This window comes from Tundrisphaera lichenicola, from assembly GCF_051175385.1.
GTDB classification, from domain to species: Bacteria; Planctomycetota; Planctomycetia; order Isosphaerales; family Isosphaeraceae; genus Tundrisphaera; species Tundrisphaera lichenicola.
In genome coordinates, this window is sequence record NZ_CP195106.1 from 7,253,839 (window position 1) to 7,272,930 (window position 19,092).

The window sequence follows — 19,092 nt, forward strand, 5'->3', positions numbered from 1 at the left end:
ATCGCTCACTTGGGGGCCGGAGCGGGGGTCGGGGGCGGCGGGGGCATGGGGGCCTTCTCGTCGTTGTTATAGCCCACACCCTCGAACGCGTCGGCCGGGGCGTTCGCGTCGACCGGGGTCGCGGCGGCGGTCGCGGTCGCGTTGGGATCGGCCGAATCGTCGCGGAGCTTGGTCAGCATCGGATAGAGCGTCGTGTAGATCTGACGCTGGGCGGGCGTGGTGGCCGCCCCGAAGCGGAGATTGTAGGCGGCCATGAATCCCAGGAGATCGCCCAGGGTGGCCTCGGGCCGATTCTCGACGCCGGCCAGCAGCACGTTGACGGCGGGCGTCTCCAGCATCGAGGCCAGGCCGTGGGCGGCCTTGAGATACTTGGTCGCCTCGTTCCGCTGACTCGAATTCCGGGGATAGACGGTCTCGACCTTCTTCTGGAGGTCCACCAGCATCGCCTGGAGCTTGTCGATCGTGGCCGGGTCGTGCTTGCCGCCGTCCGCGCCCTGCTTGCGGAGCTCGTCGGCGACGGCCTTGATCTCGACGCGGTCCTTGGCGAACTCGGGCGTCTTCAGGCTCGGGGGCGGGCCGCCGTCCATGAGCTGGTGGACGCTGGTCGAGATGGCCGCCGAGGCGTACGAGAAGGGGATGTTGCGGATCATGTCGCCGCCGAGCTTGACCTTATGGCCATAGTAGACGGACTTGGAGAACCCCCTCGGATCCATCATCTCATCCAGGACGACGTTCAGGGCGTCGCCCCGGCTGATATCGACCGTGGTGGGGTTGTCCCGGAGCCGCGTCCGGATGGCGTTGAAGTCGGCCTGGCTCCGCTTCTCGTCGCGGGCCATCTTGGCGTGCCAGACCTTGGCGCTTTGCACGCGGGAGTCGTAGATGTACTGATTCCACCGCATGGCCGTGTCGGCGTTGATCGAGCGGGCCTGCGACGTGTCCAGATTGTACTGACCGGCGCCCATGGCGTAGACGCCCGCACCCCGGGCCATGTCTCCCTGCGGGGTCTGACCGCCGCCATATCCGCCGCCCCAGTAGCCCCCGCCGTAGAACTGGGCCCGGGCCGGGGTGCCGGTCAAGGCCAGCCCGACGGCGACCGCGCCGATCCAGCGATAGTTGCAAGTCACGGGAATCTCTCCGGTGTCAATTAAGAGGAGCTTGCCCCCGGCCGACTCCGACGGGGATAGGGCGATACGAGTCGCTGCCCTATGCCCCGGTCGCTGGGCTTCCGGGATTACATCGAGGTGCGGCCTCGCATCCACTATTCTAGCATAGGAGAATCGCGACGACGCCTCAAATGAATTTCGGGAAGTCTGGGTGCTCCGGGAAATTCTTGAGGCCGTCCCTCTCTCCGGTCCGCCACCGGCCGGGTCAGCTCCTCCGGAAAGCCGGGGAGATCCGGGAGTTGCCCGGGCCACGATGGTCTCGACGCGCGGGGACTTCCCGACTAGAGTGCAAGTCCGAGGGGTCGTCGCCTCGCACCCGCCGTCCGCCGCCCAATGCTCCGGAGAGCCCCCCGTGATACGGTCGATCGTCCCGCTCGGCGTCGCGATCCTGCTCGGCCTGGCCCCGCCCTCGAAAGCCGGGCCTCCCTTCGAGCTGGTCGACGGCGACCGGGTCGTCCTGATCGGCGGGACCTTGATCGAGCGGGACCAGTCGCACGGCTATCTGGAGACCCGGCTGACTCGCCGCTATCCCGACCGGTCCATCACCTTCCGGAATCTCGGCTGGAGCGGCGACACGGTCGAAGGCCCCTCCCGGGCCCGCTTCGGGACCACGACCGACGGCTTCCAGCACCTCCGGGATCACGTCCTGGCGCTCAAGCCCACGGTGATCATCCTGGGCTACGGGGCGAACGAGTCCTTCGAGGGCAAGGCGGGGCTCCCGAAGTTCCTCCAGGACCTCGACCACCTCCTGGCGACCATCGAGCCCTCGAAGGCCCGGCTGGTCTTCCTCGCCCCCAACCGCCAGGAAGACCTCGGCCCGCCGCTGCCCGACCCGACCCGGCACAACGCCGACCTGGCCCTCTACCGAGATGCCCTCAAGGCCGTGGCCGAGGAACGAGGGGCGGCGTTCGTTGATCTGTTCGAGCTGTTGCCCGATGGGGCCAAGGCCACGCCCCCACGGCCCCTGACGACCAACGGGATCCACCTCACCCCCTACGGGTACTGGAGGATGGCGGCGGCGGTCGAGGAGGCCCTGTTCCCCGGGCCCAAGCCCCCGGCCCCCGACGAGCCCGCAGAGCACCCCCTGTGGTTCTCCCCGGTGGGCGCCGAACTCGGGCAGATCCCCGGAGGCTACCGGCTCCGGGACCATCGGTTCGCGACCCTCCCGCCGCCGCCCCCGCCCGATGGAGGGCCCGACCTCCCGCGCGGGGGTTACCTGTTCCGCCTCGGCGACACGGAACAGGGCCGCTATTCCCTGAAGGTGGATGGACGGGCCGTCGCGACGGGGGATCGCGAGGCCTGGGCGTCCGGGATCGTGGTCCGGCAGGGCCCTGAGTTCGACCAGGTCGAGGCGCTCCGATCGGCGATCAACGCCAAGAACGAACTTTACTTCTATCGGTGGCGACCGCAGAACGAGACCTACCTCTTCGGCTTCCGGAAGCACGAGCAGGGGCAGAACGCCCGGGAGATCCCCGAGTTCGACCCGCTGGTCGCCGCCCGGGAGGCCGAGATCGCCCGGCTCCGCGTGCCCGTCCCGCATCTTTATGAGTTGACCCGTGAAGGCGAGGTGGGCCGGTGATGACGACCAGCGACCGGACGATGACGACCGGGGCCCAAGGTGGTCCCCACTTCCCCCTGGGCCGGGATGGATCGGGATCGCCCCCGAAGCCCCCGACCCGACCGGGTCGTGAGTTGCCCCCCTGGCGACGCTGGGCCCGGAAGGGCCTGCTCCTGGGCGGGGCGATCGGGCTCGGGGCGTTCTTCCCCTACCAGAAGAACGTCCCGATCGTGGACACCGACGCCGAGGCCGAGCGCCGGACGTTCGAGGTCGCCGAGGGGTTCGAGGTCAACCTCTTCGCCGCCGACCCGCTCCTGGCCAAGCCGATCCAGATGAACTTCGACGCGGCGGGCCGCCTCTGGGTCGCCAGCTCCGAGGTCTACCCCCAGATCAAGCCCGGCCAGGTCGCCAACGACAAGATCGTCGTCCTGGAGGATGTCGACAACGACGGCAAGGCCGAGAAGACGACCGTCTTCGCCGACGGGCTCCTGATCCCCACGGGGGTCGAGCCCGGCGACGGCGGGGCCTACGTGGCCAACAGCACCGAGCTGCTCCACCTGGCCGATCTCGACGGCGACGGCAAGGCCGACACCCGGAAGGTGGCCCTCTCCGGCTTCGGGACCGAGGACACCCACCACATCCTCCACACCCTGAGGTGGGGCCCCGATGGGATGCTCTACTTCAATCAGTCTATCTACATCCATAGCCACATCGAGACCCCCTGGGGCGTCCGGAGGCTCGGCGGCGGCGGGATCTGGCAGTTCCGCCCCGAATCGGCCTGGCTCGACATTTTCGCGCGGGGATGGGTCAACCCCTGGGGCCACCACTTCGACCGCTGGGGGCAGTCGTTCGCCACCGATGGCGCGGGGGGCAAGGGGATCAACTACGTCCTGCCCGGGGCCTCCTACGACACCGCCGTCGGCGCGACCCGGATCCTGGACGGCCTGAATCCCGGGAGCCCCAAGTACTGCGGGGCCGAGATCGTCAGCGGGCGGCATCTGCCCGAGGACTGGCAAGGGAACATCCTGACCAACGACTTCCGGGCCAACAACGTCCGCCGGTTCGTCCTCTCCGACGACGGGGCGGGCTACGCCTCCACGAACCTCCCCAACCTGATCACCACCCGCTACCCGGCCTTCCGACCCATCGACATCAAGATGGGTCCCGATGGGGCGATCTACATCGCCGACTGGTACAACCCGATCATTCAGCACGGCGAGGTCGACTTCCGCGACCCCCGCCGCGACCACACCCGAGGGCGAATCTGGCGGGTCACCGCCAAGGACCGCCCCCTGGTCGAGAAGCCCAACCTGGTCGGTGCCACCGATGAACAACTCCTGGAGTTCCTGAGGGCACCCGAGGACTGGACCCGCCACTTCGCCAAGCGAGTCCTCAAGGAGCGAGGCCCTTCGGCCCTGCCCGCGCTGGCCGCCTGGGTCGAGAAGCTGGACCCGGCCGATCCCGAGTTCGAGCACCTGAGGCTCGAAGGGCTCTGGTGCTACCAGACCCTCAACGTGGTCGAGCCCAAGCTGCTCGATCAGGTCCTCAACTCGCCCGACCCCCGGGCCCGGGCCGCCGCCGTCCGGGTGACGCAGGACTGGCTGGCGAAGCTCGACGACCCGTTCGGCCGGCTCGCCGCCAGGGTGGTCGACGAGCATCCGAGGGTCAGGCTGGAGGCCGTCCGGACGCTCGGGCATGCCCCCGAGTCGCGGGCCGCCGAGATCGCCCTGCGGGCGTTGGAGCGGCCGGTCGACAAGTTCCTGGACTACGCCCTCTGGCTCACGATGCGCGACCTGGAGCCGTTCTGGATGCCGACGCTCCGCGAGGGGCGATTCGACTACGGGGGCGACACCCGCCGCCTGGTCTTCGCGCTGGAAGCGGTGGGATCGCCCACCGTGGTCGGCCCGCTGGTCGATGCGCTCAAGGCCGGCAAGATCGCCCCGGGCGAGGAAGACCGGGTCCGGGCCCTGATCGCCACCCTGGGCGGCCCGCCCGAGCTGGGGATGATCCTCGACCTGGCAGTGGCCAACGACACGCCCGAGGCCCGCCGAGGCCCGCTCCTTGAGGCCCTGGCCCAGGCCGCCCGCCAGAGGAAGACCACCCCTTCGGGCGACCTCGCCCGGGTGGGCCCGCTCCTCGGGTCGGCCGAATCCGCCACCCAGGCCGCCGCCGCGAAGGCCGTCGGGCTCTGGAAGGTCGAGCCGCTCCGGGGCAAGCTCGAAGGACTGGCCCGCGACCCGAAGACTCCCGAGGCCGCCCGGACCGCGGCCATCGAAGGGCTGGCCTCGATGGGCGGGGATGCGTCCCGCGACGCCCTCGCCGCCCTCGCCGCCGCCCCTTATCCGGCCTCGACGCGACTCCAGGCGGTCGCCGCGCTGGCCTCGATCGACCTGAAGCTGGCCGCCGAGCGGGCCGTGCCCGCGCTGGCCGAGGCGGGCGAGGTCGACCCCTCGGCGACCTTCGAGGCCTTCACCAACCGCCAGGGTGGCCCCGCCGCCCTGACCTCGGCGCTGGGGGGGAAGACCCTGCCGATGGCGGTGGCCAAGGCCGGGTCGCAGATCGCCTCGATCGCGGGGCGTCCCGACTCCGCCCTGATCGAGGCCCTGAACCGATCGGGAGGCTCATCCACCGGGCCTCGGAACTGGACCCCCGCCGAGCGGACCGCCCTGCTGGCCGAGGTGGCCCGCAAGGGGAACCCCGCCCGGGGCGAGCTGGTCTTCCGGCGGGCCGAGGCCCAGTGCCTGAAGTGTCACGCCGTCGCCGGGGCCGGGGGCAGGGTCGGTCCCGGGCTGGAAAGCATCGGGGCCAGCGCACCCGTGGATTACCTGCTCGACTCGCTGGTCGAGCCCAACAAGGCGGTCAAGGAAGGGTATCACTCCACGGTCATCGCCACCGGCGACGGCCGGGTCCTGACCGGCCTGAAGGTCCGCCAGACCCCGACCGAGGTGGTCCTCCTGGACGCCGAAGGGCGGGAGGTCGCGATCCCGGCCGATGCCATCGACGAACAGAAGCCGGGCGGCTCCCTGATGCCCGCCGGCCTGACCGACGCCCTGACCCGCGCCGAGCTGGTCGACCTGGTCCGGTTCCTCTCCGAGATGGGCAAGTCCGGCCCCTACGCCGTCTCGCCCCAGGCCCGCCTGGTCCGCCGCTGGCAGGTCCTGGAGCCCCCGGTCATCGCCCCGAAGGGGGTCGACCCGCTCGACGCCCTGGCCACCGACCCCTCGATGACCTGGAACCCGGCCTACTCCAAGGTCTCCGGCGAACTCCCGACCGACGCCCTGGCGACGGTCCCCTTCCGGATCTCCGCCGCCCGGATCGGCCTGGCGAGGGCCGAGGTCGAGGTGTCCACCCCCGGCAAGGTCCGGCTCAGTCTGGCCCCGCTCCCCGGGATCGTCGCCGCCTGGCTCGACGGACGCCGGATCGAGACGAAGCCCGAGGTCGACCTCGACCTGACCGCCGGCCGACACACCCTCACCTTCGCCCAGGCCGCCGAGCCGGGCGGCCAAGGCCTCCGGGTCGAGTTGAAGGAAGTGCCGGGTTCACCCGCGCGGGCCCAGGCGGTCGTGGGAAGATAGCCCAAGGGCAAAAGGAATCCCCCTCACCCCAACCCTCTCCCGGGGGGGAGAGGGGGCCAAAAAAGTCCCTCTCCCCCCGGGAGAGTGTGGTCGGAGGCCGGGTGAGGGTGTCCTCCGATCCGCCCGGCGGGCTTGGCCGCGATCCGGCCCCATCGACGGACGAGCGGCGATCGCCCCCCGCGATGATCGGGGGAGCGTCGCCGCTCGAACCGGCTTCCGGGATGTCCTGCGGGTTGCCCGGGCCCGCTCATACCCAATTGCCTGAATGAGTGGCTCTTGTAGGGTCCGCTCTGCGGGCCGTATCTCCGGTATCCAATAAAGGATACGGCCCGCAGAGCGGACCCTACAATTGTCTATTGATCCGGGAGATTCGGTATTACTTGGCCTTGGCGGCCGCCTTGGCGTTCAGCTTCATCCGGAGTTCGGCGATCTTGGGGGCGATCACCGTCGCGCAGTACGGGTTCTTGTTGGCGTTGTTCCGGAAGTAGTTCTGGTGGTACTTCTCGGCGGGGTAGAACTTGGCGAGCGGGACGAGCTGGGTGACGATCGGGTCGCGGTAGAGGCCCGAGGACGTGACCTTCTCGTAGGACTTCTGGGCGAGCTTCTTCTGCTCCTCGTTGTGGTAGAGGATGATCGAGCGATACTGGGGCCCGACGTCGGGGCCCTGGCGATCCTGGGTGGTCGGGTCGTGGCAGATCCAGAAGATGTCCAGCAGGTCGTCATAGGAGACGACGTTGGCGTCGTACTGGATGGTGACGACCTCGGCATGGCCGGTCAGGCCGGTGCAGACCATCTCGTAGGAGGGCTTGGCGACGTTGCCGCCGGCGTAGCCCGAGACCACTTCCTTCACCCCCTTGACCCGCTCGAAGAACGCTTCGAGGCACCAGAAGCAGCCGCCGCCGAAGGTCGCGTACTCGATCTTGGGCCCGACCTTCTCGGGCTTCTCGGCGTCGGTCTTGTCCTTGGGAGTCTCGGCCGGGTCGGCCTTCTTGGCGTCTTCGGTCTTCGGGGTGGCGGGGGCGGGGGCCGGGTCCTTCGAGGGTTCCTGGGCCGGGACGAGGGCCGCGAGGCCGAAAACGGCCGCGATTCCGAGGGAAGACGCCAGGATACGCAAGGTCATGGCTGAGGCCCTTCGAGTGTCCGCCCCGGTCAGGCCGGGTCCGGAAGGATGAAGGCGATCCGGCGGGACACCCCGCCCGATGAGGCCAGATACGACGCCGGGGCCCGACTTGTGCGGTCGGTCGCCCGGCGCGGCATCTCTTTGCCTTATAGATACCGATGATCCCAAAGTCCAGCGAATCCGACCACCCCGGGCGATTTCCCGCGATCGACCGGCCGGGCTTGACCGGCAACCGAGGCTCGATAAAGTACGCCCGGACCACTCCGGATGTGACCGACGGGAAAGGAAGCCCGCCCTTGTCCTCGAACCCCTCGCCCCCCCGGCCCTCGCGGCTCCGGGCCCGCCTCCGTCGGTTGAGCATCGCCGCGCTGATGATCGCGAGCCTGACCACCTTCGTCTTCCGCAACTCGTTGTTTCGAGAGAATTTCGGCGTCGTCGACGAGGGTCGGGTCTACCGGAGTGCCCAGCCGACGGCCGGCCTCCCGGCCCTGGTGGCCTCGAAGGGCCTGGCCACGATCCTCAACCTCCGGGGCGGCTCCGACGCCAACCCCTGGTACGCCGACGAGGTCGCCGCGACCCGGAAACTCGGCATCGACTTCTACGACCTGCCGATGATCGCCACCGTCCGTCCGACCCGCAAGCAACTGCTGACGGTCCTCGACGTCCTGGACCGCTGCAATTATCCGCTCCTGATCCACTGCAAGTCCGGCTCCGACCGGACCGGCCTGGTCAGCGCACTCTACCTGATGTCCCGCAAGGGGATGCCTCCCGAGCGGGCCGAGGACGCGTTCTCCCTGTATTATGGACACGTCCCGATCCTCGGGACCCGCCACCTCCACGAGCCCTTGCACGAATACGCCGACTGGCTGAAGTCGCGGAAGCTGGACCACACCCCCGGACGGTTCCGGAACTGGGTCGCCCACGAATACCGGGCCGCCGACCCGCTCGTCGAGCTGGTCCCCCTGCCGACCGGCCCACGGCCCCCGAGGGCCTCTCGCCTGACCGGTCGACCGTCCGGCTCGGTCGCTCGCTGACCGATCGGGAAAGTCCCCGCAGGGCAGGGCGAGCCCGGCCCTGCGGGAGGCGTCAGGTCAATTGCCCGGCGGCTCGATCTGGGGCCCCTGGAGGATGTAGTTCCAGAGGGCCTCGATCTGCCGGTCGGCCTTGCCTTCCAGGATCGTGGGCAGGACCGAGTTCTCGCCGTTGAAATAGGTGGGCATCTTGGTCTCGGGCTCGACGCGGATCGGCGATCGCGCCCAGCGCTCGAAGTAGCCCCGGCGGAGCCGCTCGCGGGTCCTCATGAAGTTGATCCCGGGAGCCTCGAACACCCCGACGGCGGCCACCTTGCCGATGTTGTGGCAGCTCACGCAGTTCAGGCCGCTGTTCTTGACGAGCTGCTTGGCCACGGGGATGAGCGCGGGGTCCGACGCCGGGTCGGGCGGGCTGGTGGCCGGGAACCCGTGCTCCAGTGCGAGGCCGACAGCCAGCCCTTCGGCGCGGGCCGGGAAGGCGGGCATCCTCGCCCGGAGGTAGGGCCGGGGCTTGTAGTCGACCTTCCCCGCGATGAACGAGGCGGCCCACTCGGGCTTGAGCTTCTCGCCGATCCAGGTCAACGACGGCCGGACCTGATCGGCGGGGTAGGGTAGCCCGTCCGGGTCCTTCTCCTCCTGAGGGGCGTCGATCAGGAGCTTGTCGGTCTCGACCTTCCGCTCGGACCAGAGGTCGTCGTACCCGTCGCGTTTGTGGCAGGCGATGCAGTTCAGGGCCTTCACCTGACGCTCGGCGAATTCCGGGGCACAGTCGCGACTCAGCGAGTCGAGCCCCGCCTTCGCGATGGCCTGGACCGCCCGGACCGACTCCTCGGGCAGGCCGAAGTCGGGGGCCTTCCGGCCGGGCTCGCCGGTCGGGGCGAGGCAGCCGGCCGACCACTTCTCGGGCGTGATCGCGGCGAACGGTGTGGCCTTCAGACCCTCGACTGGCGGGAGGGCGTGGCAGCTCGCGCAGCCGGTCGAGGCGAAGAGGGCCTGGCCCCGGGCGGGATCTCCGGCGGGCTGGTCGGGCCGGGCGAGATCCTTCATCGGGGGCGAGGTCACATAAGCGGCCAGGTGCGCGGCCTCGTCGGCCGAGAGGTGGAAGTCCGGCATCTTGATCCAGGCGTAATGCCGGTCGGGCTTCTGGAGGAAGGCGACCAGGGCCTTCGGCTTCCACTTGGCCCCGACGAACCGGAGCGAGATCCGGTCGGCCTGGGCGTTGGGGGCGTCGACGTCCGGCAAAGAGTGGCAGCCGACGCAGCCAAGGTAGGCGAAAAGTCGCCCGCCCTGCTCGGGATCACCCTGGGGCTCGGGGTCTCCGACGGGCTCGGTGCCGAGGGTCGACAGGTAGGCGGCGATGTCGCGGCTCGGGCCTTCGGGCTGGTCGTGGAGCATCTTCGGCATGGTGCTGGCGGGCCGGAATGCCTTCGGGTCCTCGATCCATCGGGCCATCCAGTCGAGCCGGAGCCTGGCCCCGGCGTCGGCCAGGTTGGGGGCGTCGGTGGCGAGTTCGGGCATGCTCCCCGGGCCTCCGACGGGCGAATCGGGGGCGTGGCACTTCAGGCAACGAAGCCCGGCCAGCAGCGATCGGCCTTCGCGGAGCCGGGTGCCGACGGTCAGGGCCTGGATCTCGATATCCCGAGCCAGGGCGATCGGCGGGATCGGCTCGCGGGGGAAATCCCCCTCCGACGCCCACGAGAGCCGGACCAGCGCGTCCCCCTCGGCGGGGCTCTCATAGGTCACGACCAGCTTGTTGGCCCCCTTGCGGAGCCGGGCCGGCTTGCCGGTCGCCTTCGAGAGGTCGTCGCCCGACCCCTTGAGGGCCACCTTGCCGTTGACCTCGACCTGGATCGTCCCGCGACCTTCGGCCGAGAACTCGAACTCGCTCCGGAACGGGACGGCGAGATCCCCCTCCCAGACCGCGCGGAACGGCCCGGCCGGCAGGAATGGCGAAGGGGGAGTCCCCGCCGGGACCCCGAGGGCGATGATCCGGGCCGGTCGGGTATCGGTGAGATCCCCCCGAGAGAGCGTCAGGGCCAGCCCCGGCGCCTTGCCGGGGTCGAGGCGCGGGCCTCGCTGTGGCTTCTCGTCATCGTCGTCATCGTCGTCGAGAATGGGGGCAGCCAGGGGATGGGCCAGGGTCGGAGGGGGAGAGTGGAAGGCCAGGATGAGCAGGGCCGAGAGGCCGAGGATGGCGGCTTGATAACCTCGCATGGGAAAAAGGCGACTCCATATAGACAAAAACATGATGTACTGAAAACCATTCCCCCCTCTCCCCCTGGGAGAGGGGCCGGGGGTGAGGGGCATCGACCTACGAGTGGCTTGAATCCGGAGATCTTTCGGCCTGTCACCGGCCAATCGGGGGACCCTCACCCCGGCCCTCTCCCGGAGGAAGACGGAGGGACAAAGAAAAGGGAAGCGGGCGTCACTCGTTCTTCGGTGGGCATCGCGACCGGCATGCTTGAAAGATGCATTCCATCATTTCATCCAAGTTCGCCGGGATGTCATTGTTGAAAAATCGCAAGACCTTCAATCCATGACTCTCCAGCCAATCTTGTCGTCGCCGATCCTGCTCCTCGCGGCCGAAATGGCTCTCGCCATCCAGTTCGATCACCAGACGAGCCGCGTGGCAGTAGAAATCGGCGATGAATGGCCCGAGGAGATGCTGGCGTCGGAACTTGTACCCGACGAATCGGCGATTCCTCAACTCGTGCCAGAGGCGGGATTCGGCGGTGGTCTGGTCCTTTCGGAGCTGACGGGCCCGGTGAATCGGTGTTGGGTCGTCGCTCATAAGATCACGCCTATCGCCCTCACCCCAGCCCTCTCCCAAGGGGAGAGGGACCAGAAAGAAGACTCCCTCTCCCCAACTCTCTCCCAGAGGGAGCGGGAACCAAGGAGGAGCCCCCGACCGTCGGGGGCTCCTCCGCGTCCGATCAAGGCACGTAATTGATGGTGTTATAAACCTCCACCGGGACCCGCTGGCCGTCGGCGGACCGGAGCCGGCCCCGGATCCTCATCTGCATGACGGGCTTGAGGTCCTCGATCTCCAGGGTGACGGTCTTGCCGTCCTCGGAGAGCTTGGCCGACTCGATCTTCACCTCGTCGTGGCCCTTCTTGAGCGACTTGGTCAGCTCGGCGATCGCCGGGGCGTTGGCGGCGGGGTCGAGGCGGAGCCGGTTCAGCTCGCGGACCTTGGCCTGGAAGTCGGGCGTCTCGGCCGAGTAGTCGTCCGATCCGTACTCGCTGCACCAGAGGTAGTTCCACCGCTCGACCTCGTAGGCGTCGGGGTCGGTGGCATCCTCGGGGTCGAGCTTGTCGGTGAAGGTCAGCTCCAGGCCGGTCTTGATCACCTTCAGGCCGGTGACCATGTTCGCGGGCTCGCCGGTGTAGCGGACCCTCTGGAAGCAGGCGTCCTGCGCGGCGCTGGACTGCCAGCCCCGGAGCCCGGCGATGTAGAGCTGGCCGTCGACCGGGTTGAACCTCGGCCGCATGATCCCGCTCAGGAAGTTGACCGGGAATTTGACCACGCCGCCCTGGATGTGGTCGTCCTGCTGGTCGATCAGGGCGAGGTAGAGCGAGCAGGTCCCGTAAGAGGTGTGCAGGAGCCGGCCCTGGAACGGCCCCCAGCGGTCGCTGGTGACCCAGGCCTGGCCGCCCCCGGAGTTGTCCACGTCCTTGGGGAACCAGCAGATCGGCTCGTCGTAGATGGTCGGCATCTCGTCGCGGTGGGCGAGGTCGACGACCCCGTAGAAGCCGCCGGGCTTGACCAGGTTCAGGCGGCACTTGGGCATCCAGGTCCCTTCGTTGTCGCCGCTGGTGACCTGGCCCTCGGGGCCGACGCCGATCCCGTTGGGGGCCCGGAAGCCGGTCGCGTAGTTCACCAGGGTCTTGCCGTCCTTGTAGACCTTCATCAAGGTCCCGCTGTTGGCGGCGATGGTGTCGAAGCCCCGGCCGCCTCCCTTGACCGGGCCGGCCTTGGAGAAGTAGAAGTTCCCCTCGGGGTCGGTCTGGAGGTCGAAGGCGAACTCGTGGAAGCCGGTGGTCACGGCCATGTCGTGGTTGAAGGCCTCGTAGAAGTCGGCCTCGCCGTCGCCGTCGAGATCGGTCAGGCGGGTGATCCCGTCGCGCCCCAGGACATAGACCTGTTCGTCCACGATCCTCAGGCCAAGCGGCTGGAAGAGGCCGGCCGCCATCCGCTTCCAGGTGAGCTTCTCCAGCGTCTTGTCGATCCCGGTCACGGTCCAGACGTCGCCGCTCCACGTCGAGAGCGCGGCGGACGTCCCGTTGGCGAAGAAGTCCATCCCGCCGAAGCGGATCCACGAGTTGTACGGGTTCTGGTCGGGGGCGGTGATGGTATCTACGACGTAAGCGCCCTCTCCGGTCCCGAGCTGGCCCTTGGTCTCGACCGTCTCTTTCCACTCCGACGGCCCGCCCTTGGTGTAGCCGGCGAGGTCGAACGACATGTCCGGTATGCCCAGCTGGCCGGCGAACTTCGCGAGATTTGCCTTGTCCAGGGCGCCGACGACCAGCTTGAACGCGATCGGTGCGGCCGAGGCCGGGAGGCTCAGGACGACCCGGTGCTTGTCGTCGACGACCTTCCAGGTGGCCCCCTTGGGCGCGTCGACCAGCCCGGCGACGGTCAGCCTGTCCCCCCGGCCCAGCAGGGCGACCCGGCCGGCGGTCGGGCCTTCGAGGTCGGTCGGGTTCGGCTGCTCGACCGGCCCAACCCCGCCACTGTCGGCCTCGTCGAGGTCGAAGACGGCCAGGGTGAGCGGCCGGGTCGTGGGGCCGACGTTGAAGGTCCGGGTGATGACGGGCGTCTCACCTCCCGCCCCCTCGATCCTCGGCATCTCCAGGACCGGGGCACTCCCCACGGTGTAGGACAGCACGACCTTGTCGCCGCTCCGGTACAGGCCCTTGTACTTGGCCCAGGGGCTCGGCAGCGGGCCGAAGGGCTCGGGGCGGGGGTCCTTGAAGGAGCCATCGGCGTCGGCCCAGCCGGGGCCCTGTTTGGTCCCGAAGATCTGCTCGCCATCGATCGCCGGCCACGACCCATGCGAGCCGTCGAACGGGGTCCCCAGGAGCTTGAGGAACCCGCCGGTCCAGCCGGCCGAGACCCGAAGCAGGTCGGTGTCGAAGCAGACCGCCGCCTTGGTGGCCTCGCCACCGAGCCGGATGGCGATCCCCTTCATCGCGTTATTGTCGCTCGGGGCCGGGGCCTTGATGGTGGCCATGAGGAACTGGCCGTAGTCCATCCGCAGGTGGCGTGGCGTTTCTCGGGAATCGCGCTTCTTCCGCGCCTTTTTCTCGGCCTTGGGGGCGTCCTGCGTGGCTTCCTGCGCGGTCGAGGAGGCCAGCATCAGAGCAGCCAAGGCCATCGACGACGCGATCAGGGGCCGCCATCGGGGCGATCCGACGCTTCCAGGGTTTCGGCTCATCAAGGCAACCTCATCGGATTTCGAAGGTGGGAGGTCCAGCGGGGCTCGATCCGGGCGGGGAGGGCCGGGGAGGGGTACCGGGCGGCCAGCGGAGCTTCGGGCGGTTCGAGACAGCAACCAATTAGACCAAATCATGGCTCATTTGCCAAAAAGTCCGGGAGGAATGGTGGCGGTCGGTAACTATAGAAAAAGTGTAGCTCCCGGACTGTCGCATTGAGGCCCTCCCATTCGACTGATTGAGTCCGGAGCGCGTGGCCCGGGAGCATCGAAAACGTGAGGGATCCAAGAAACTCGAGAATTCTCCGTAACATTGCTGCCAATTCCGCGATTCATCAGATAGAAAGCGAGGCCCCGCGATGTCCCCGGACGCGACCGATACCGAGGAGTTGCTCCGGACCGCCGGGCTCGGCGACGAGTCGGCCCGGACCGAACTCCTGGCGCGGCATCGCGATCGACTCCGGCGGATGGTCGCGGTCCGGATCGACCGGAGACTCGCGGCGCGTGTCGACCCCTCCGACGTCGTCCAGGAAGCCCTGGCCGACGCCGCCCTGGGCCTCCCGGATTACCTCCGCGAGCGCCCCTTGCCGTTCTACCCCTGGCTTCGCCAGGTTGCCTGGCTCCGGCTGATCCACCTTTATCGGCACCATGTCGTGGCCCAGAGGCGGAGCGTCGATCGGGAAGTCCCCGCCGAGCCGCAGGTCGCGGACGCCTCGGCTCACATACTGGCGGCGGCCTGCCTGGCCGCGGGAGGCTCGACCCCCAGCCGCGCCCTGATCCGCGAGGAGCTGCTGGACCGGGTCCACGAGGCCCTGGCCCGGCTCGACCCCCGCGATCGCGAGGTCCTGGTCATGCGGCACCTCGAAGGGATGACCTCGGCCGAGATCGGCTCGGTCCTGGTCATCGGCGAGGGGGCGGTCCGGGCCCGGCTGGTCCGGGCCTTGAAGCGGCTCCGGGGCCTGCTCGACGGGGAGGATCGGCCGTGATCACCTCCTCGGACCACCGGGGCGACTCGACCGCCGCCGCCGACCCCGACTCGAAGCTCGGGGCGCTGATCGACGAGCTGGCCGACCGCCTCCAGGCCGGTCAGGCCGTCGACCTCGAGGCCTGCGTCCGCGAATACCCCGAGCACGAGAGCCAGCTCCGGAGCCTCTTCCCCGCGCTCGAGATGATGGCCGCGCTCGGGCGATCGGCCGACCAGAACAACCACGCTCCCCCTCCGGGGAACGACCCCAGGCTGGGCTCGGGCGTCCTGGGCGACTACCGGATCGTCCGCGAGGTCGGCCGGGGCGGGATGGGCGTGGTCTTCGAGGCCATGCAGGTCTCGCTCGGCCGCCGGGTCGCCCTGAAGATCCTCCCGCTGGCCGCCGCGGTCGACCCCCGGCACCTCCAGAGATTCCAGCTCGAAGCCCAGGCCGCGGCGCACCTCCACCACCCGCACATCGTCCCGATCCACGCCGTGGGCTGCGATCGAGGCGTCCACTACTACGCCATGCAGTTCATCCAGGGCCGGTCGATGGCCGACCTGGTCCGCCAGGAACGCCGGGAGGGGACAGGGGACAAGGCCGAGGCCGCCCGGACCAGCCGGGAACCATCCCCGGGCCGACCCGTCGCCGCCGATCCGACCTGCCTGCCCCTCCCCCTTGGAGAGGATATCCCGGACGATGGCCGGGATCCGGAAGGGGACACGCGGAAATCAACGAGCCGGACGCCCCCCCCCCCCTCGGCCCTCTCCCGGCGGGAGAAGCAGGCCGACGGGGAGATCCTCCAGGAATCCCGGGAGGCCCACGCCCGATTCGCGGCCCGGCTCGGAATCCAGGCGGCCGAGGCGCTCGAACACGCCCACTCGCTGGGCGTCCTCCATCGCGACATCAAGCCGGCCAACCTCCTGATCGAGGCGACCGGACACCTCTGGGTCGCCGACTTCGGCCTGGCCCGATTCGGGGCCGACTCCGACCTGACCCGGACCGGCGACCTCCTGGGCACCCTCCGCTATATGAGCCCGGAGCAAGTCATGGCCCGCCGGGTCGTGGTCGATCACCGGACCGACATCTATAGCCTGGGGGCCACCCTCTACGAGATCCTGGCCCGGCGACCGGCCTTCGATGGCCACGATCGCCAGGAACTCCTCCGGAGGATCGCCCACGAGGAACCCACGCCGCCCCGGCAGCTCGACCCGTCGATCCCGCGCGACCTGGAGACCATCGTCCTGAAGGCGATGGCCAAGGAGCCCGAAGGCCGATACGCCACCGCCCAGGAACTGGCCGACGACCTCCGCCGATACCTGCTCGATGAGCCGATCCAGGCCCGGAGGCCACGCCCGGCCGAGCGGATCGCCAAGTGGTCGCGGAAGCACCGGGTCGCCCTGGCCTCGGCCGCCGCCGGGTTGATGGTCGCCCTGGCCATCGGATCGGCGCTCCTCTGGTACCAGCAACGCCAGACCGCCCTGGAGCAGGAGCGGACCCTACGCGCCTACGATCAGAATCGCAAGATCCTCGACCTGGTCTTCTCCCGCCAGGAGAAGGTCAACATGGAGGCCATGTCGCTGATCTCCCGGGCCAACAACCAGGGCCTGGGCGACGACGGGGCCTACGTCGAGATGGTCCGCAAATTCTACCAGGACATGATCGACCAGGCCGGCAATGATCCCGACATGGCCGAGCTCAAGGCCCGGTCCTACCACCGGGTCGGCTTCTGCCGGATGGCCCTCCGCGACATCAATGGCGCGGCGCAGGCCTATGAGCAATCGGTGAGGATGTTCGAGAAGCTGCTCGCCCGCTCCTCCAAGAACCCGACGCTCTGCTGGCTCCTGGCCTCGGTGCTCAACGACCGGGGGATGCTCCTGAGATACCTCGGGAGGCCGGCCGAGTCGGAATACGATTACCGGAAGGCGACCGCCCTCCGGCGGTCGACCACGACCCAGTTCTCCCCCGACGCCGATGCCCTGAGCACGATGGCCTGGGCCCACCTGGAACTGGCCGGGCACCTCGCCGAGGATGGCCGGGACGCCGCCGCCGAGGCGGCCCGCCTGGAACTCATCGAGATCTTCCGGGCGATCGAGCCGACCCTGCCCCGGAAGCCGGGAGATCGGCGGGCCTACGCCTCGACCATGGTCCGCTTCGGCTCCGAGTGGCTCGAGAAGACCCCGCACCGGCGGAACGCCGAGGTGATGTTCGACCTGGCCCAGATCCTCGAGCCGGGCGAGCCGGCCACGCTCAACGATGTCGCCTGGGCCTGGGCCCACCGCGAAGGATCGCCGAGGAGCGACCTCGCCCGAGCGTTGCAACTGGCGTCCCGCGCCGTGCATGCGGACCCGAACGCCGGGGACTTCCGGAACACCCTGGGCGTGGTCCGCTACCGGATAGGCATCCTCCACGATGCCATCGAGGCGATCGAAGAATCGATGCGGCTTCGCTCCGGCGGCGACGCCCAGGACTGGTACTTCCTGGCCATGGCCCACCAGCGCCTCGGCAATCCCGAAAAAGCCCGTCGATGGTTCGAAAAAGCGAAAACCTGGACCCAAGAAAACGCGCCGGACAACGAAGAGCTTAAGAGATTCCGAACCGAGGCCGAAGCCCTGCTCGGCCCGTGGCCCGGCGGTCCCCGACCGACGCCACTTCCGTGAACATCGATCGATCCATGCCATGCTCGGCGAACTCAGATCCAGATCCGAGTGTCGTTCTCTCTCCGCGCCCGATTGACAGGAAGGAATCCGTGATGCTGAACGAATATCGCCCGCGAGACAGGACCAACCCGGCGTGCGGGAGCCCGGTACGCGTCTGCGTGTTCACCGGCAGCGGCCTGGCCATGGCGGGCATGGCCCTGGTGGCCGGCGTCGTGGCCTTGATGATCCACGATCCGGGAGTCGGCGAGGCCGAGATGCCCCTGGGCCGGTTCCATCGCCAGCCCTCCCAGATCACGGCCCTGAGCTTCGCCCCCGATGGCCGGTCGCTCGCCGTGGGCCGGGTCGACGGAAGCCTGGAAGTCCAGGACCCGACCCGGGGCCGCCCCCGGGAGTTCGAGACCGGATCCGAGGCCCCGATCCAATCGATCACCTACTCGCCCGACGGCAAGCTCCTGGCCTCGGCCGGACCCGGCAGCGAGGTGAAGATCTGGGACACCACCACCGGCCAGCCGCTGATGACGCTCACCGGCCACACCGGCACCGTTTGCTCGGTCGCGTTCTCGCTCGACGGCAAGTTCCTGGCCTCGGGGGCGATCGACGGCCGGGTCCGCCTCTGGGACCTCGCCGACGGCCAGGAACGAGCCATTTTGGCCGGGCACACCGACAAGGTCCTCGGGTTGGCCTTCGCCCCCGACGGCCGGGCCCTCGTCTCCAGTTCCTTCGATGGCACGATCAAGCTCTGGGATATGGCCGACGGCCGCGAGCGTTCCACCCTGCTGGATGAGCGGGGCCAGAGGCGGGTCTACGGGCTGGCCTTCGCCCCCGACGGCCGGACTCTCGCCTTCGGGCTGGGGGCTTCCAAGGGCGGCGACAACGGCAGGATCGTCCTCTGGGATTTCATCAAGGGAGCGGAAACGGCCCGGACTCCCGGCCACTCCAGCTTCACCACCCTGGGCTTCGCCCCCGATGGCCGGACTCTCGCCTCGGCCGGCGGCGACTGCGTCGTCCGGCTCTGGGACGCCTCGACCGGCGAGGACCGGGGCATCCTCACCGGCCATGATGGCTTCATCGACTCGATCGCCTTCTCGCCCGACGGCCGGACCCTGGCCACCGGGGGCCAGGACTCGCTCCTGGGCCTCTACGAATTCGATCCCGAGGACCGGCGCACCCACAATCTCTGAGCCTCGACCGACCACGACCAAAGGCCGGGCCGGATGGCAATCGCCGTCCGGCCCGGCCTTCGGTCATGAGTCTGGGAGGACCTCGGATGTTAGACCTTCCCCGGTCGGAAGGCGATCCGACCGCATGGCTCAGCGCAATATCGAGCTTCGGCCCAGATACTTCAGATCATTCGACGGCGCGTCGGACAGGTCCTGGAGCATGCCTTGAACGATGCCCGGGGCCTCGCTCGAATCCGACGGACGGCCCCCAGGAACCGGCCCAGGATGGCCGGGAGAGGCGTACCCCGCCGCGAGGAAGCCCGCGAACGCGAGCGTCAATTTCAGGTGGTGACCCCGGACCATTGCGCAGGGAGCGATCATCTAAGCCCTCTCCCTCCAGGTAGGGTTCCCCCCGATCCGGCTGC

General features: G+C 69.0%; 12 protein-coding genes. 6 read left to right on the forward strand and 6 right to left on the reverse strand.

The window, feature by feature from the left end:
* Positions 1-5: 5 nt before the first annotated feature.
* A complete protein-coding gene (locus P12x_RS28830; protein ID WP_435008559.1) occupies positions 6-1,124 on the reverse strand; it encodes a hypothetical protein in 1,119 nt (372 codons plus the stop codon).
* 391 nt (positions 1,125-1,515) lie between these two features.
* On the opposite strand from P12x_RS28830, the gene P12x_RS28835 reads away from it, so the two are divergent.
* Both P12x_RS28835 and P12x_RS28840 read left to right on the forward strand, forming a co-directional pair.
* Complete coding sequence (locus tag P12x_RS28835) at positions 1,516-2,742, forward strand: SGNH/GDSL hydrolase family protein (RefSeq protein ID WP_435008560.1); 1,227 nt, start codon at positions 1,516-1,518, stop codon at positions 2,740-2,742.
* Positions 2,742-6,296 carry a PVC-type heme-binding CxxCH protein gene (locus tag P12x_RS28840; protein ID WP_435008561.1) on the forward strand — a complete coding sequence of 1,185 codons (3,555 nt, stop codon included), beginning with the start codon at positions 2,742-2,744 and terminating at the stop codon, positions 6,294-6,296. The genes P12x_RS28835 and P12x_RS28840 overlap by 1 nt, the downstream gene beginning before the upstream one ends.
* 376 nt (positions 6,297-6,672) lie before the next feature.
* On the opposite strand, the gene msrA is transcribed toward P12x_RS28840, so the two are convergent.
* Positions 6,673-7,416 (reverse strand): peptide-methionine (S)-S-oxide reductase MsrA, encoded by a 744-nt coding sequence (msrA, locus tag P12x_RS28845; protein ID WP_435008562.1) that lies wholly within the window; start codon positions 7,414-7,416, stop codon positions 6,673-6,675.
* A 296-nt stretch (positions 7,417-7,712) separates the two neighbouring features.
* Between msrA and P12x_RS28850 the strand changes: the two genes are divergently transcribed.
* Positions 7,713-8,450, forward strand: coding sequence for a fused DSP-PTPase phosphatase/NAD kinase-like protein (locus P12x_RS28850; RefSeq protein WP_435008563.1), 738 nt, complete (start codon positions 7,713-7,715; stop codon positions 8,448-8,450).
* A gap of 57 nt (positions 8,451-8,507) precedes the next feature.
* Here P12x_RS28850 and P12x_RS28855 read toward each other — a convergent pair whose 3' ends face one another.
* The 3 genes from P12x_RS28855 to P12x_RS28865 form a co-directional block, all read right to left on the reverse strand.
* The gene (locus P12x_RS28855) at positions 8,508-10,661 is read right to left on the reverse strand and encodes a c-type cytochrome (protein WP_435008564.1); all 2,154 of its coding nucleotides are present in this window, start codon (positions 10,659-10,661) and stop codon (positions 8,508-8,510) included.
* A gap of 211 nt (positions 10,662-10,872) precedes the next feature.
* Positions 10,873-11,238, reverse strand: a complete 366-nt coding sequence (locus P12x_RS28860; RefSeq protein WP_435008565.1) for an endonuclease domain-containing protein — start codon at positions 11,236-11,238, stop codon at positions 10,873-10,875.
* Between the two features lie 142 nt (positions 11,239-11,380).
* The gene (locus tag P12x_RS28865) at positions 11,381-13,885 is read right to left on the reverse strand and encodes a DUF6797 domain-containing protein (protein WP_435008566.1); all 2,505 of its coding nucleotides are present in this window, start codon (positions 13,883-13,885) and stop codon (positions 11,381-11,383) included.
* A 356-nt stretch (positions 13,886-14,241) separates the two neighbouring features.
* Here P12x_RS28865 and P12x_RS28870 point away from each other — a divergent pair, with 356 nt between their 5' ends.
* The 3 genes from P12x_RS28870 to P12x_RS28880 all read left to right on the forward strand — a co-directional run bounded on the left by P12x_RS28870 (position 14,242) and on the right by P12x_RS28880 (position 18,688).
* Entirely contained in the window at positions 14,242-14,868 is a 627-nt protein-coding gene (locus tag P12x_RS28870; RefSeq protein ID WP_435008567.1) for a sigma-70 family RNA polymerase sigma factor, read from the forward strand.
* Entirely contained in the window at positions 14,865-17,507 is a 2,643-nt protein-coding gene (locus tag P12x_RS28875) for a protein kinase domain-containing protein (RefSeq protein ID WP_435008568.1), read from the forward strand. Before P12x_RS28870 ends, P12x_RS28875 begins: the two co-directional genes overlap by 4 nt.
* A gap of 92 nt (positions 17,508-17,599) precedes the next feature.
* The gene (locus P12x_RS28880) at positions 17,600-18,688 is read left to right on the forward strand and encodes a WD40 repeat domain-containing protein (protein ID WP_435008569.1); all 1,089 of its coding nucleotides are present in this window, start codon (positions 17,600-17,602) and stop codon (positions 18,686-18,688) included.
* A gap of 129 nt (positions 18,689-18,817) precedes the next feature.
* Here P12x_RS28880 and P12x_RS28885 read toward each other — a convergent pair whose 3' ends face one another.
* The gene (locus tag P12x_RS28885) at positions 18,818-19,048 is read right to left on the reverse strand and encodes a hypothetical protein (RefSeq protein ID WP_435008570.1); all 231 of its coding nucleotides are present in this window, start codon (positions 19,046-19,048) and stop codon (positions 18,818-18,820) included.
* Positions 19,049-19,092: the final 44 nt, after the last annotated feature.